This window comes from Porphyromonas miyakawae (assembly GCF_045865415.1).
Lineage (GTDB): Bacteria > Bacteroidota > Bacteroidia > Bacteroidales > Porphyromonadaceae > Porphyromonas > Porphyromonas miyakawae.
Genome location: NZ_BAAFSF010000001.1, coordinates 650,186 through 666,026, shown reverse-complemented (window position 1 = coordinate 666,026; position 15,841 = coordinate 650,186). Strand labels below are relative to the sequence as shown.

General features: G+C 44.7%; 15 protein-coding genes. 13 read left to right on the top strand and 2 right to left on the bottom strand.

What is annotated here, in order from left to right; translation table 11 throughout:
* Positions 1-65: 65 nt before the first annotated feature.
* On the bottom strand, positions 66-2,285 hold the full coding sequence (locus tag ACLWMH_RS02720; protein WP_411915220.1) for a RelA/SpoT family protein: 2,220 nt from the start codon (positions 2,283-2,285) through the stop codon (positions 66-68).
* Between the two features lie 132 nt (positions 2,286-2,417).
* Entirely contained in the window at positions 2,418-3,305 is an 888-nt protein-coding gene (locus ACLWMH_RS02715; RefSeq protein WP_411915219.1) for a capsular polysaccharide synthesis protein, read from the bottom strand.
* 500 nt (positions 3,306-3,805) lie between these two features.
* On the opposite strand from ACLWMH_RS02715, the gene ACLWMH_RS02710 reads away from it, so the two are divergent.
* The 13 genes from ACLWMH_RS02710 to ACLWMH_RS02650 all read left to right on the top strand — a co-directional run bounded on the left by ACLWMH_RS02710 (position 3,806) and on the right by ACLWMH_RS02650 (position 15,819).
* On the top strand, positions 3,806-4,186 hold the full coding sequence (locus ACLWMH_RS02710) for an HU family DNA-binding protein (protein WP_411915218.1): 381 nt from the start codon (positions 3,806-3,808) through the stop codon (positions 4,184-4,186).
* A gap of 24 nt (positions 4,187-4,210) precedes the next feature.
* The gene (locus ACLWMH_RS02705) at positions 4,211-5,500 is read left to right on the top strand and encodes an oligosaccharide flippase family protein (protein WP_411915217.1); all 1,290 of its coding nucleotides are present in this window, start codon (positions 4,211-4,213) and stop codon (positions 5,498-5,500) included.
* Positions 5,497-6,630: a glycosyltransferase family 2 protein gene (locus tag ACLWMH_RS02700; protein WP_411915216.1), complete on the top strand. Its 1,134-nt coding sequence runs from the start codon at positions 5,497-5,499 to the stop codon at positions 6,628-6,630. Before ACLWMH_RS02705 ends, ACLWMH_RS02700 begins: the two co-directional genes overlap by 4 nt.
* Positions 6,631-6,723: 93 nt before the next feature.
* A complete protein-coding gene (locus ACLWMH_RS02695) occupies positions 6,724-7,704 on the top strand; it encodes an SDR family oxidoreductase (RefSeq protein ID WP_411915215.1) in 981 nt (326 codons plus the stop codon).
* A gap of 59 nt (positions 7,705-7,763) precedes the next feature.
* On the top strand, positions 7,764-9,038 hold the full coding sequence (locus tag ACLWMH_RS02690) for a nucleotide sugar dehydrogenase (RefSeq protein ID WP_411915214.1): 1,275 nt from the start codon (positions 7,764-7,766) through the stop codon (positions 9,036-9,038).
* Between the two features lie 99 nt (positions 9,039-9,137).
* The gene (locus ACLWMH_RS02685) at positions 9,138-10,475 is read left to right on the top strand and encodes a UDP-glucose dehydrogenase family protein (protein WP_411915213.1); all 1,338 of its coding nucleotides are present in this window, start codon (positions 9,138-9,140) and stop codon (positions 10,473-10,475) included.
* A gap of 90 nt (positions 10,476-10,565) precedes the next feature.
* On the top strand, positions 10,566-10,937 hold the full coding sequence (locus tag ACLWMH_RS02680) for a hypothetical protein (protein ID WP_411915212.1): 372 nt from the start codon (positions 10,566-10,568) through the stop codon (positions 10,935-10,937).
* An 82-nt stretch (positions 10,938-11,019) separates the two neighbouring features.
* Entirely contained in the window at positions 11,020-11,955 is a 936-nt protein-coding gene (locus ACLWMH_RS02675; RefSeq protein ID WP_411915211.1) for a dimethylarginine dimethylaminohydrolase family protein, read from the top strand.
* A gap of 9 nt (positions 11,956-11,964) precedes the next feature.
* Positions 11,965-13,347, top strand: a complete 1,383-nt coding sequence (gene radA / locus ACLWMH_RS02670; protein ID WP_411915210.1) for a DNA repair protein RadA — start codon at positions 11,965-11,967, stop codon at positions 13,345-13,347.
* A 47-nt stretch (positions 13,348-13,394) separates the two neighbouring features.
* Complete coding sequence (locus ACLWMH_RS02665; RefSeq protein ID WP_411915209.1) at positions 13,395-13,712, top strand: hypothetical protein; 318 nt, start codon at positions 13,395-13,397, stop codon at positions 13,710-13,712.
* A 390-nt stretch (positions 13,713-14,102) separates the two neighbouring features.
* Positions 14,103-14,534, top strand: a complete 432-nt coding sequence (locus tag ACLWMH_RS02660) for a hypothetical protein (protein ID WP_411915208.1) — start codon at positions 14,103-14,105, stop codon at positions 14,532-14,534.
* Positions 14,535-14,547: 13 nt separating this feature from the next.
* A complete protein-coding gene (locus ACLWMH_RS02655) occupies positions 14,548-15,045 on the top strand; it encodes a hypothetical protein (protein WP_411915207.1) in 498 nt (165 codons plus the stop codon).
* Between the two features lie 177 nt (positions 15,046-15,222).
* On the top strand, positions 15,223-15,819 hold the full coding sequence (locus tag ACLWMH_RS02650; protein WP_411915206.1) for an FKBP-type peptidyl-prolyl cis-trans isomerase: 597 nt from the start codon (positions 15,223-15,225) through the stop codon (positions 15,817-15,819).
* The last annotated feature ends 22 nt before the right edge of the window (positions 15,820-15,841 follow it).

The window sequence follows — 15,841 nt, the reverse complement described above, 5'->3', positions numbered from 1 at the left end:
CACATTCATTCATTTGATAAGTAGTCAAAGAAAGGGGGCGGCTCTTAAGCCTCCTCAACTTCTCTCTATACGCGCGTTACTTCTGTAATAGAGGGATTTGCCCTTAAGCCTTCACACACCTTTTTCAACGTATCGGTATCATGTACCAGCAAAGTGATAGTACCCCCGAAAATACCATCTCGTGAAGTCATATTCACATTTGTAATACTCAGATTAAAATCCTCCGTAATATTCTGAATAATGGTATTTAGTATGCCCGTGGAGTCAACTCCTTTAATCTGTATTTTTCCTTGAAAGAGACTATGCGAGTGATTTCCCCACTCCGTTTCTACGATACTATTTCCGTAGCTACTTTTTAGCCGCATGGCAACAGGGCAAGAGCGCTTGTGCAATACCAATTTCCCTTGCGCATTGATAAAAGCGATCGTCTCATCGCCATAAATAGGCATACAGCAGTCCGCAACAGTGTAATTAGTCTTGAAGTTATGCTCCTCTAAGATATACTTTTTGCTCGCATCGGGTACTACGTCGGCATGAGCGTTGCGCTGCTCTTCGCTTTTACGCTTAGAAGAGCCGAAAAGACGTGAGAAGAAATCCTTGCGATCCCCCTCCTTAGCCAACTTCTTGAAGCTTTCCGGTAGTTGAATAAGTCCTTGCCCTACGGCATAGAAAAAGTCCTCTCGCTTGTGAAAATTGTAGTAATTGGCCACACGATCCAATTCGCTTGCTGACACAGCCACCCCATCACGTCGGAAAACCTCCATTACCTCTTTCTCTCCCTTGGCAGCTAATTCCCGTCTCTGGCGTCTAAGATAGAGGTCTATAAAACTCCTTGCCTTACCGGTAGTCACATAGTTGCGCCACTCCGGTATGGGGAATTGCTTGGCACTCGTAATGATAGAGATTTGGTCTCCATTCTGCAAAGGGCTGCTCAGCGGCACTAAGCGATGATTCACCTTTGCGCCAATGCAGTGCATACCAATCTCCTCATGAATAGCATAAGCGAAGTCTAATGCTGTAGCACCCTGAGGTAACGTAATTGTATCTCCCTTGGGAGTAAACACTTTTATTTCATCATTGAAGAGGTTCAACTTGATCGTGTCGAGAAAGTCCATCGCATCCGGTGAGGGATGCTCCAATATTTTACGGATCGTCTCCAGCCACTTTTCCAACTCGGAGTCCTCTTCGATGGTATCGTTCTTATACTTCCAATGCGCAGCAACACCCAACTCAGCAATCTCGTCCATCATACGGCTGCGGATCTGAACCTCTACCCACACTCCGTCGGCTCCCATAACCGTAAGATGCAATGCTCGATAGCCGTTACTCTTTGGATTACTCACCCAGTCTCGAAGACGATCCGGCTTCACACGATATATATCGGTGATGATAGAGTATATCTGCCAGCAGCGGTTCTTATCGTTGATTGTCTCATCCGACTCAAATACGATGCGCACGGCAAATAGATCGTAAACCTCCTCAAAGGGAATATTCTTCTGCTCCATTTTGCGCCAAATGGAGTAGCAACTCTTTACACGTGTTTGAATCTGATACTTAAGTCCAATTTTATCAAACTGTACTCTAAGCGGAGCAGCAAACCGCTCAAAAAGTTCACTACGCTGTTGCTCGCTGTTGCGTATTTTTTCACTTATATCGGCATACTCCTCTGGATGCTCAGTCTTAAAACTCAGCTCCTCAAGCTCTGTCTTAATAGCAAAGAGTCCTAAACGATGGGCGATAGGCGCATATACGTAGAGCGTTTCTCCGGCTATCTTCAGCTGCTTACGTTCAGGCATAGAGCTTAGCGTACGCATATTGTGCAGTCTGTCGGCGATTTTGATCAATATTACACGAATATCATCGTTCATGGTAATAATGAGCTTACGGAAGTTCTCTGCCTGAGCACTCTCCAGCATACGATCTGCAAAGAGATCACCGCTTATTTTGGTTAACCCTTCTACTATCTGGGCAACCTTATCGCCAAATAACTCTCGGATATCCTCGGTCGTATACTCAGTATCCTCTACGACATCGTGAAGAAGAGAGCAGACAATACTGGTAGAGCCTAGCCCCATCTCTTTGCATACTATAATAGCAACCGACAAGGGATGCAGGATATAAGGCTCGCCGCTTCGCCTACGCACACCCTCGTGCGCTTTCTTTGCAAAGTTGAAAGCCTTTTCAATACGCTCTACCTTCCGACGATGATTGCTGGCCAAATATGCCTCAATCAGCTCGTTATACTTATCCGCTACTTGTTGCTCTTCTCTTTCTTGCTGCGTCATATCCATTGACCGGACCATTTCATCTACAAATATAGGAATATAATAACAAGGATGTATTAAATAAAGCCCTTTTCATACTGCCTTTGAACCGCATCTCAAGTAATACACTCAATAACCATATTTCTGCAGATCTCATTCCTCTGCGGAAGAAGATTCGAGCTGCCTTACTATCTCTCTAAGCCGCTGTAGCTCGCCTTTCTTAAAATAAGAGAGTTTGTGTAGATTACTTTTCGACAAAACATCTTGGCTACTATAGGGCAGCAAAGTACCCAAAATAACAGCATGCAAAAGATGCGGTGTACAGTCACTTATCACTATGGGCTTAAGACGTTGATATGCTCCGGTAATGAGGCGGTTGTAAAGTATTTGGAAAAAGAAATATTCCTTGCTCTTCTCATCATGTAGCCAATAATGAAGCAGCAAATCGCTGAGGAGAGTCATCATCTCACTTCCCTTTTTTGCCCATAGAATACTGCTAAGCATGCGAACCTGGAACTTATCTCTCCAACAATAGTAATAGATAAACGCATTCTCCCAAATTCGCTTGTAGGGTTCTTGATCATCCCTTTGATAGCAGAAATGGTCACCCTGCATAAACTCTCGGGGAAAACTCCCCGTCATCAAAATCGTAGCATCCAGCCAAATACCCCCATAGGAAGCTAAGAGCATTACACGTAGCAAGTCACTAAAAAAAGCTTTCTTCATCAGGCCGCTATCTCGCTTGTCGAGTACCTCCTTCGGAATAGAGAGATAATCGGTGATATTCTCGTCTGTCAGCCTGATCACTTTGAAGTCACCGGCATACTTATCAACCGACTCAAAACAGATCTGCACTACCTCCGGAAGTTTTTCTCTGCTGATACCCTGCCCCCAGTATTGCCAAATTATTTTCTCCGTACCGAGGTCCCGCAGAGGCACGTACTGCCGATGCTCAATTTCGCCTGCTATATATTGGTTAATCACCTTATCCCATGCCTCCCCTACTCTTCGGTGTGAAGCAATGAGTCGGTGGTAGGTCAAATTATTAATCAATCTAAGGGGATACGTTCCCTTGATACGCTGCTGAAATCTTCTATGTGAAGCACTCATAAGTTAGTAACAATACAATCATCAATCTAAGATGCCCGAAGAGGGCTTTACCTCCATGACCCGAATCTTATGTTTATGTGGCATCTTCAATCACTCCACTCGTGTAGCAAGTGGAACTCGTATTTCTCTCGCAAAGGTATTATAAAAAGAGCAACTCATCCAAGTTTAAGCCTTAGACTATGCTCCACTACAGATAACCTCATAGCCGAAGAAGCCATGTCCATTCATGTGATTCCTACCCAAAAGATGATACCCGGGAAATAATATATACCTTTGTTCTCGGGGAAACCCTATAGGGTTTTCTCAAAAAGGCTATAGGGTTTTTGCCAATACCCTATAGGGTTTTAAGAAAAAGAATAGAAAGAAAGAACTACCTTAGAGTAAGAAGCGATTAAGTAATAAGAGACCCTACAGTAGAGGGGACTATATAAATGAACTATAAGATTGTAAAACAGCGCGTTGCCTTCGGTGAGAAAGCAGGAAAAGAACAGTACAGAGTAGTACCTATTACCACCGGGACAAAGTCTTTTCAAGAGATTGTGGACGAATTAGTAAGGCGCACTGCCTTCTCCTCAGGAGATATAGTGGGTTTAGTTACGGCACTAAGCGACATTCTATGCGACTATTTACAAGCCGGGTATGCCGTGCAATTGGGCGAGATGGGTAACTTCCGTCTCACTTTCGGGAGCAGGGGATTCGATGCACCGCATAATTTCAATGCACAACGCGATATACAAAATGTGCGCATCACTTATCTTCCCTCCAAAAGACTCAGAAATTTCGACCTTAACTTCCGGCGTATAGAGGAGTAAAACAACCCTCACTCCACACAGAGCGTGAAACCACTCCCTCACTTTATCTCAGATAACGTCAATCTACTTAGGCGTCATACCGGCATCTTGGAGAACTTCTTCTCCATGACGCTCGTTTCTTTTCTCAATTCCGCCTTTTCGCTGATCCTCTATCCCCTACTGATAAGGCGATTAGGAGCTGACAGCTATGGACTTTTTGTTTTTGCCTTCTCATTTGTCAACTATTTTCTCGCCCTCGTTGCTTTTGGATTTGATATGGTAGGGGCACGACATGTAGCCATAGCAGACGGGAAGAAAGATCTACAGCTTAAGGAGGAAGTACTCACCGCTATTCTGACAATCAAGAGTATCATTGCCATTGGGGCGACTCTACTCTACTTTATCATCATTCTATGCGTGCCCTTTTTACGTACGCATATAGCACTATACACAGCACTTGCCTTTTTGATTCCTATCAACGTACTCTCCACTGCATGGTACTTTCAAGCAATCCAAAAGAATCGTGTCAACTTGATCATCCAATTGCTCTCCAAAGTACTGCTCCTAATCGGTGTCGTCTTATGGGTACAGCAGGAGAGTGACACTGCTGTCTATGCAACTTGCGTATCGGGTACAACACTATTAGCCATGGTCGGAGCACTCGTGTACATACTTCGCAAGGAACACCTATCCCTTCGGTGGGTATCGCGCGCTACCCTACGCAATTATACACGCCAAGCTACGCCACTTTTTTTCTCCAATATGGTGAATACGGTGAAGATAATGGGCATGAACAACGTAATCGGCATTGTACTTGGCATGTCGGAGCTGGCTGCCTTTGACCTCGCATACAAAGTTATGACGACCGCTAATATCGCCATTCGCTCACTAAACGCAGCAATCTTTCCCAACTTGGTGCAAAACTTCTCTATGATGCGTGCCAAAAAGGTACTGCGAAAAGAGCTGGCCTTAGGCTTTGTCGCTATGATAGCCCTCATGCTTTGCAGCAAATGGATCATATTACTTATCGCCGGAGAGGCACTTGTACCTATTGCACAGCCTATCCTCATCATACTCTCCCTACTACTCATGATATGGATGATCACTGGCTTTTTAATTGATTTAGTACTCATTCCTACGGGACGCTACCGAGTGGTTTTCATCAATCAATTAGTCAGCTTAACTTCGCTCATAGTATTGGGTTTTTCGGCTGTTTCCATACACCGTTCTGCAGCCTCTGTAGCCTTAGCCCTTGTGGCAGCAGGCATCGCTGAGTTGGCATTCCTCATGTTACAGATATTTTTCAAACGGAAACAATATAATCTCTCCAAATGAAAAGCAGCACAAATCCTATTCTCTCCGTAATAATGCCTGTGTATAACGTATCCGACACGCTGATGAGTAGCGTGCAGAGCGTGCTTCAACAGCAGGTGCCTCTTGAGCTTCTTCTTATCAATGACGGCAGTTCAGATACATCAGGGATGCTTTGCGACAAGCTGGCCACTCAATATCCGGAGTGTATCCGCGTATTCCACCAAAGTAACGCAGGTGTGCTCGCTGCCCGTACGATAGGCCTTAAGCATGCCACTGGTGACTTTATCATTCATTGCGATCCGGACGATACTGTACCGGAGGGTGCCTATCTACGTATGCTCAATGTAATGGAGCTAAAGGAGGTAGACTGGGTAACTGCTCCTTATCAACGTATTCTAAAGGATACCGGAGAAATACTGCCACAAGATGATGAGGCACAATTGTACGACTATCGTTTGGCTCGTATGGGAGTAGAGGGGCATATCACGCACGAACTCTATTTTGAAGAGCTGCTGAGAGGGTATATCCACTCCGGCCTTTGGAATAAGATGATGCGCCGCACACTCATCAATGAATCGGTACTGCAAGGGCTATGTGCCATCGGGAGGCAAGACTTTATGGAGGATCGCTATATATTAGCTCTCATTCTCTGCTTCAATGCACCCCGCATCTATATGATGAATGATACTGATCCGGTATATAACTACTACCTCAATGCAGCCTCAATAACGGAGAATATAAGTTTTGAGCGCTACATAGAAAGCGATAAACTACTTCATATTATTGAACAGCTCGTAACTCCGCACAAGAATAGAGAAGCTGTAAGCGACTCTATATCTGCAAAGATTCAACAAGCAGCGAGCACTCAGCCCCCCTATAATAATGCCTCAATACGTCTGCAGCAAGCTGCCTTGGCCGGGCGCATACGCAATTTTATAGGAGGGGTATTTTCATTCGGAGGCAGACAGATACGACACGATACACGCTTTACTCCAATTAATATAAAAGCTGTGCTAAGAGCCCCACTGAAATGGACTACAAAGACAATGGCTGTAATGGAGCTGTTGGGCATACCCTTTGCTCAGTCAGCAGATCGCTTCTCAAAGACAGTCCTGCGCAGGAAGAATAAAAAAACCGAGACGGAGATGTGATTAAGAGCAATAGTTATCTACTTCATTCCAAATCCGTCTTGCCCATTCTATAGATAATAAATACCTTTGTCACAGTTAAAAATAACACTCAATATGACCGGACATTCTGGAGAAACAATTCTGATTACCGGTGGTGCCGGCTTCATAGGTTCCAATCTGACGGCATATTTCTTAAACCGTGGCTACAGGGTACGCTGCTTAGACAACTTTGCTACCGGGAGGCCCCAAAACATAGTGGAATTCCTACCCAACCCCAACTACACATTCATGGGTGGAGATATACGCAATTCAGGCGACTGCAGCAAAGCATGTGAAGGAGTAGATTATGTGCTGCACGAAGCTGCGCTCGGCTCAGTGCCACGCTCTGTAGTAGACCCTGCTACTACAAATGAAGTGAATATATCGGGATTCGTGAACATGCTGATTGCAGCTCGTGATGCAGGCATAAAGCGTTTTGTATTTGCCGCCAGTAGCTCTACCTACGGGGATAGCACCCAACTTCCCAAAGAGGAAGAATACATAGGCCGTCCACTCAGTCCCTATGCAGTGACCAAATACGTGAATGAGCTATATGCCGATGTTTTCGCACGCACCTACGGTATAGAGTACATAGGACTACGTTACTTCAATGTATTTGGCCCCAAGCAGGACCCATATGGAGCTTATGCAGCAGTTATTCCACAATTTGTAAAAAATTTTCTGTCACACGAAGCGCCTGTGATTAATGGGGACGGCTCTTTCAGTCGCGATTTTACTTATATAGATAACGTAATACAAATAAATGAACTGGCACTTACGACCTCTAATCCCGAAGCGGTGAACCAAATATATAACACTGCCTTTGGCGAGCGCACAACCCTTAACCAATTAGTAGATTATCTTAAGGAGATCTTAAGCAAGCAGGATCCTAAGATTGCCTCAATAGAACCTCTGTACGGGTCCAATCGTATAGGGGATATATCCCACTCCCTCGCTTGTATTGACAAAGCAAAGAAACTACTGGGCTACAATCCACAGTTTTCTGTAAGAAAAGGCTTAGCAGCCTGCTGTGATTGGTATAGAGAGCACCTATAACCAAAGCACATACCCTAATTATTGAATAGTAATACCTCCACCTATTTCGCAAGACAAACATGAGAGCGCTCAGCGATACCAAAATAGCCGTGATTGGTCTTGGCTACGTAGGACTACCCTTAGCCCGCCTCTTTTCAACTAAATACGAGACCATTGGATTCGACATGAACCCAAAGCGTGTTGAAGCGCTTATGGCAGGGCATGATACCACACTTGAAGTTTCGGACGATTTGCTGCAATCTGCTCTGGACAACGGATTCCGTTGCACTTCCAACCTTGAAGAGATACGCAACTGCAACTTTTACATAGTTGCCGTACCTACACCGGTAGATAAAAACCATACCCCCGACTTGACTCCCTTAATTGGTGCCAGCACCACCATCGGCAAGGTAATTGACCGTGGTGACGTGGTAGTGTATGAGAGTACCGTCTATCCCGGAGTGACCGAAGATGAATGCATTCCGGTAGTAGAGCATATTTCCGGCTTGAAACTAAATAAGGATTTCTATGCCGGCTATAGCCCCGAACGCATCAATCCAGGAGATAAACAGCATACTGTAGAGCATATCAAAAAGGTTACTTCAGGCTCTACTCCTTCAGTAGGCAAGTATGTGGATGCCGTGTACAGCTCTGTAATCACAGCTGGTACCCATTTAGCCCCTTCTATTAAGGTAGCGGAAGCGGCTAAAGTGATTGAGAACTCCCAAAGGGATATCAATATTGCCTTTGTTAACGAGTTAGCAAAGATATTTAGCCGTATCGGCATTGACACATTAGATGTGCTTGAAGCCGCCGGTACAAAATGGAATTTCCTGCCCTTTCGCCCAGGTTTGGTGGGTGGACATTGTATTGGAGTAGATCCCTATTACCTAGCTCAGTGTGCGCAGCGACATGGCTATAACCCCGAAATCATACTTGCCGGTAGACGTATGAACGATGGAATGGGAGCCTACATAGCGGATCAGGTGATTAAACTGATGCTCAAAAAAGGCATTCAGGTACTTGGAGCAAATGTACTGATCCTCGGCTTCACCTTTAAAGAGAACTGCCCCGATGTGCGTAACACCAAAGTAATTGACATCGTCAAGACACTTAGCGAGTACAACGTGAATGTAACCATCCACGACCCATGGGCTGACCCCGAAGTGGCTCGGTGTGAATATGGCGTAGAGGTATACAATGTTCTTCCTCAAGCACAGTACGATGCGATAGTCCTTGCCGTGGCACACCAAGAGTACGATGCCCTTGACCTCACTCCCCTCAAAGCCACTAATACAGTTGTCTACGACGTTAAGTCCGCACTCCCCACCGGCGCCTACGACCAACGGCTGTAAAGGATAGAAGTTTTTCCTTGAGGTCTTGATCCCTTTTAACAATCACATTCTGTGCTGCGGAGTAAACTTTATGCATGATTCGGCTGTTCATGTCTTGCTATGCGGATAGTAATGGTAGGATGCGGTTACGTAGGTTTGGTTACCGGTGTTTGCTTTGCGGCAATGGGTAATCGAGTTTGTTGCGTGGATACGGATGCAACAAAGATAGCGCAGTTACAACAAGGGCTATGCCCCATCTACGAACCCGGCTTAGAATCTCTTATCAAAGAAAATAGAGCTAAAGGTCAGCTAACCTTTACAGACCAGCTACCTCAAGCATTAGAAGGAGCCGAGGTGGTTTTTATTGCAGTAGGCACCCCACAAGGAGAGAATGGTAACGCAGACTTGCGATATATCCATGCTGCTGCTCGGGAGATTGGTGCTGCTATGCAGGCGCCACTGCTCATTGTAAATAAATCAACTGTTCCACCCGGCACTGCCGATCAAGTTCGCTCCATTATTCGACAAGAGTTGGACAAACGCAAAGTGGATATTCACTTTGACGTTGTATCAAACCCAGAGTTTCTCAAAGAAGGTGCTGCCGTGAAGGACTTTATGAGTCCGGACCGCATTATCGTAGGTAGTGAAAGCAAGGAGGCATTGGAGGTAATGCGTACCCTATACGCACCCTTTACTCTGCTTAATGATCGCTTTATCGCTATGGATACACGTTCGGCGGAAATGACTAAGTACGCAGCAAATGCAATGCTGGCGACCAAGATATCTTTTATGAACGAGATCGCCAATATTTGTGAGCGAGTTGGTGCTGACGTACAAAAGGTACGTATAGGCATAGGCTCCGACACGCGTATAGGCTATAGCTTTACTTATCCCGGTGTGGGGTTTGGTGGCAGCTGCTTTCCGAAGGACATCAGAGCGCTACGGCACACAGCCGAAAGCTTTGGTTATACCCCTCGCATCACTGCTGCCGTTGAGGCGGTTAACGAATCTCAGAAGCTGCTACTTGCCCAAAAGGTAAAAGCCTGCTACGGAGAGAATCTCTCGGGGAAAATATTTGCCATTTGGGGATTGTCTTACAAGCCCGAAACGGACGATATGCGCGAAGCTCCCTCCATCGTCATCATTAAAGAGCTTTTACGCTGTGGTGCATCTATCCGCGCCTATGATCCCAAAGCTATGCCCATAGCCAAGAAGCTTTACTTAAAAGACTATTCCATTCACTATTGCACCAATAAATACGAGGCATTGCAAGGAACTAATGCACTGCTCCTACTAACCGAATGGAAGGAATTTCGTGCTCCGGACTTCTCTGAGATAGCAATGCAGCTATCTGATCACTTGATCTTCGATGGGCGCAATCAATATGATGCAGAGCATCTCTACTCCTATGGGTTAAGGTGCATACAGATCGGGCGTCCCTCTTTTCCCTCTGCTTAGACAGAACCCTTTTCGCAAGTCTCAATAGTTCATTATTCAGAAGAAATACTTACTTTTGCTCAGAAGCGAGTGAATAGTAAAAGGTGGCTTATGCGAAAAATATTATACTTTTTAGTTACCGTAATATTGATCGATTTCTGTCAGTTGCATGCTTTGTCTGCTTCTGAGAGAGAGATTAATACTACTTCAATGTCAGACTATATAGCAGTTGCCACACCCCAGAAAGCAGTTCCCGATGTACGCATCTCAACTACAAAAAGCGAGATTTCCATTGAGTCATCGGACGTTATAAATAGCATCACTATATATGACATTACGGGGAAAGTTCTCTATAATACCCTTCTCCAACCCTCTCGTAGAGTCTGCATAGATCGCACTCTATTGCCTGTCTCCCCTGCTCTGTTACTCGTACAGATTACTTTCGAAGGCGGAGAGACCTGTGTTACGAAGCTAAAGGTTTAATCAACCTTTTCTTTTCTCTAATTTTTGAAAGGACTTTTACAGAGTCTCTTTCTTGTATCAGGAGTCTTTTTCTTTTGAAATTATGAAAGTATCTGTAAATAACGAAACCGGCAGACTTAAATCGGTAATCGTAGGGCGTCCCGAATCACAAGGAGCAGCTCCTACTCTATCAGAGACCTACGATGCTCGCAGTTATCAATCTATAGAAGAGGGCGACTATCCATCCGAATCGGCTATTACGAAGGAAATGAATGGATTGGTTGAGGTACTTACACAATTAGGGGTTGAGGTACTCCGTCCTACTCCAATTGAGAATTGTAATCAGATATTTGCACGCGACATTTCGTTTGTGATTGGTGATCACTTCTATGTAGCAAATGTATTAGAGGAGCGCACACAAGAGCAAAAGGCCCTACAAGAGATTATCCACAGTATTCCCCAAGAAAAAGTTACTTATTTGGAGCAAGAAGATACTTCCGTTGACCACATACGTGTGGAGGGAGGCGATGTAATGCTCTACGACGACATTGTCTTCTTAGGAGTCACTGAGCAAAACGATGGCTTCGATCGATACAAGACGGCTCGTACCAACAGAGCGGCATTGGAATACTTTCAGCGCACTTTGCCTCATAAACGCTTCATTCCCCTACATTTAAAGAAACATGATACACGTCCCAAAGAGGGAATTTTGCACGTTGACTGCGCCTTTCAGCCGGTTGGAAAGGGCAAGGCTGTCTACTATCCGGAGGGGTTCGCTTGCGAAGAAGAGCGAAAGTTCATAGAGGAACTCTTTGGTAAAGAAAATCTTTTTTCTGTCACTGCGGAAGAAGCTTACCGATTAGCTACTAACTTTGTCTCTGTAGCTCCAAATAAGGTAATATTGGAAGAGCACTTTACTCGACTTGCTCAACATCTTTCCGAACAGTGGAATATACAAACCTATTCCATACCCTATGCAGAGACCTCCAAGCAGGGAGGGCTACTACGCTGCTCAACGTGTCCTCTCATACGCGAATAACTACGTTTTATGGCTAAAGCAAGAACTGTCTATGTATGCAGTAACTGTGGAGCAAACTACACAAAGTGGCAGGGGCAATGCAGTTTCTGTAAATCGTGGAATACCCTCACAGAGGAGAATGAACCTTCCGGATCCGGGAAAGAAGCTACTCTGGCAGAGAAGATAATAGGAACGACTAAGGGAGGCAAACCTCATTTCCTTAAGGACATAACCTCACAACAAGAGGCTCGAATCACACTTGCCGATAGTGAGTTTAACCGCGTACTCGGAGGAGGACTCGTGCGGGGCTCTTTTGTACTCTTAGGGGGAGATCCGGGCATTGGTAAGTCCACCCTCATCTTGCAGACAGTGGTCCACACAAAGGGTCTCCGTACTCTCTACGTATCAGGAGAGGAAAGCGAATATCAGATCAAAATGCGGGCAGAACGCATTGGAATCAGCGACTCAGAGCCGGCTATCCTTACGGTCACAGATATAGAAGCGATTCTAAATGTTGCAGAAGAGTTCAAACCCGATCTATTAGTTATTGACTCCATACAAACAGTATCCACTTCCCTTTCGGAGAGCTCTCCCGGATCACCGGCTCAGATAAAAGAATGCGCCAACCTACTGCTTCGCTATGCTAAATCACAGGGAGTAAGCGTAATCGTGATTGGACATATTACAAAAGAAGGCACTTTGGCAGGTCCAAAAGTACTGGAGCACACAGTAGATACTGTGCTGCAATTTGAGGGGGATAGACACTATCAATTTCGTATTCTGAGAGCCTCTAAGAACCGATTCGGCAGTACTTCCGAGTTAGGAATCTATGAAATGGAGCAAACAGGGCTACGCATTGTAGATAACCCTTCTGAGCACTTCATTAGTAAAAATATGGACGGCTTAAGTGGCCGTGCTATTGCTGCTGCCTTAGAAGGGAATCGTCCTCTTCTGATCGAAGCGCAAGGCTTAGTAAGTAGTGCCGTATATCCCAATCCTCAGCGTTCCTCTACGGGGTTTGATCTGCGTAGACTCAATATGCTACTTGCCGTATTAGAGAAGCGGGTCGGCTTTAAGCTACTACGACAAGATGTATTCATGAATATAGCCGGGGGCATTCGCATTAATGATCCTGCTGTGGACTTAGCTATATTGCTTGCTATCCTCTCATCAACTATTGACAAACCGATACCTGGAAGCGTATGTTTCGCCGGGGAGGTGGGACTCAACGGGGAGATACGGGCGGTCAATCGCATTCGCGAACGAGTTGCCGAAGCGGATCGCTTAGGATATAAAGCATTCTTTCTGCCAAGCGATAATATGAAAGGGCTGCTACAGAAGGATTACTCAATCCGTCTTATAGGGACAAGCAATGTGGAAGGCACCTTCCGCAAACTCTTCTCGCACGAGTAACCTCAAAAAATTATCAAAACATATAAGTTTGGGGTATCACATTTGCTGTGCCCTTTGTTATATTGCTTCAGGCTGAAACAGCAAATAAAGGAATTACACACGTACTTAAATATAAGTCCGTAGCCGAGAATAAGGCTGCAAACCAATCTTTACTGCTCAATCCCAAAATAATAAATAGACTTGCCACACGTTATATGATTGTAAATAAAGCAGTAACGCCTATGGCATACGACTACACATCCGATCCCCACACCCCTCAAATAAAGGGAGTCAGTACAAAAGATATACAGCGCTTTGCAGCCGAGCGAGCATCAAGCCACCATCAAAACATGCTTTTGCAACTCATGATGGCGGCCATTAGGTAGTAGATAACATTTCGTTTATCAAAGTCGGTGCTGTAACCTCAATCTCCTTTTCTATCGTAATAGAAGGGAAGGCGTTATTCTACGCTGATTTATCTATATCTTTTTACCAAAACATCTACATCTTTTTATCAAAACATCTGTACCTTTTATTTGAAAGGTCTGTACATTTTGTTTGGAGCTCTAAATCCTATAAAACCCACCCACTCTTCAAAGGCCAAATGTAATATTACAGAGTTCCTTTCGTTCTACTGCTGTAACATTATAGCAAAAGGCAACCTGTGTGCAAAGACAAGTAATCTGCCTCACCTATAGTATGGGGATTAAACCTTTGCAATTTTCACACTCTAATAAAGAGTACTAGTAGGTAAAGAAACTTGGTATAGACAACTGATGAGACAAAAAGAAGAGAACTTAGGGCCTATTCCTTCAAGTGAACAGTGCCGAAAGGCTTACCGAGTACCCGAAGGATATTTTACACAGCTAAAGAAAGAAGTCGAGGAACGCATATTACAAGAGCCCATACCCGTCCCCGAGGTAAAGAAAGAAGTAAAGACAAACAAACGTCTTACTATAGTGCTACGTCCTTATCTATATATGGCTGCTACCTTTGTGATTGTCATTGGCTCAATACGTATGCTCAACCTGCTACAGCACGACCTTGCTGAGACACAAACCCATGTAGACTCTATCTCTAACGTGCTGACGAATAAGGTTGAGTCCACACTTACTGAGAGCGATTTTGCCGAATATTACGCCTCCTATGTAGAGGAGCATTTGGCAGATGAAAATTGGTTAGAAACAGTTGCCTCGGAACGACAATAAGTCACAAAAAAACATGAAACACACATCCTATATTATTCTAAGTGTACTCCTATTTGTAGCAGTTGGCACTCCACTGAAGGCACAGAGCTCGTCAAAACAAGAATCTGCCTGCCCCATACATACCTCTGCCCTCATTAATGATCGCAAGGCATATATTAAGCAGCAGCTCTCCCTCACAGACGAGGAGAGTGAGGTGGTATCAGCCACACTTACCGACATAGATAAACAAAGAGCAGTTCTGTGGAAAAGAGTTCGAACACAACGGGCTGAATTAAAGAAAAAAGGTAGTGCCGTAACTCAAGAGGAAGTCCTTGCATTCTATAAACTTCAACAAAAGGTAAAAGAACAAGAAGCTGCTATTACTTATGAAAAAGAAGTAGAGCTCGCCAAAGTACTCTCTCCGGAGAAACTTCTTCGTCTGGATGAGGTATGCAAAGGCTATATGCATCACTTTATGAGCCAACAAAAAAAGAGGGGGAAACCCATACATTCCATTGGATCTTTCCACTAACCATAAGATAGGGTTGGAAAAAGAACACCTTCACAAGTGCTTTTTTTCAAAGGGCCTAAACTTACAATTCCTCATTTCTTTTCTTTGATTATCTTTGTCCTGCGGTAGTGACAGCGCCTCCCGCGAGTATGCTGCATGCCCATAGAAAAATGCAAATTGAAAGAGAATAACTACATTATGCCTATTCAAAAAGACCACTACGTAGCTTGCAGCTATGATCTCTACCTTGGAGAGAAGAATGATGACAATTTGATTGAAAAAGCAACCGCAGAAGCTCCTCTTATTTATATCCAAGGGATTGGAATGATGCTTCCCCTCTTTGAAGAAAAGCTTGAAGGACTCAATGAAGGAGACAATTTTGACTTCACTCTCAAGCCTGAAGAAGCCTATGGAGAGGTGCGAGAAGACATGATACTAAAGCTACCCAAAAGCATTTTCTCAGATGCATCCGGCAACTTCGATGCTGCCAACGTACAGCCGGGTCGCACTTTGCCCATGATGACCAGTGACGGACACCATATTCAAGGTGCCGTGGTAGAGGTTACAGAAGAGGAAGTGGAGATGGACTTCAATCATCCCTTAGCAGGCGAAACGCTCCATTTCATTGGTAGCGTAATCACTGCCCGTCCCGCTACAGATGAGGATAGAGCTAAAATAGAAGCCATGAACCATTCTTCCGGAGAAGGATGTGGATGCGGATGTGGCGACGACTGTGGTTGCGGTGACGAGCATGACTGCAACTGTGGAAATAGTGGCTGCTCAAGCTGTCACTAAATAGCAGAAGACCCCTTGTAAA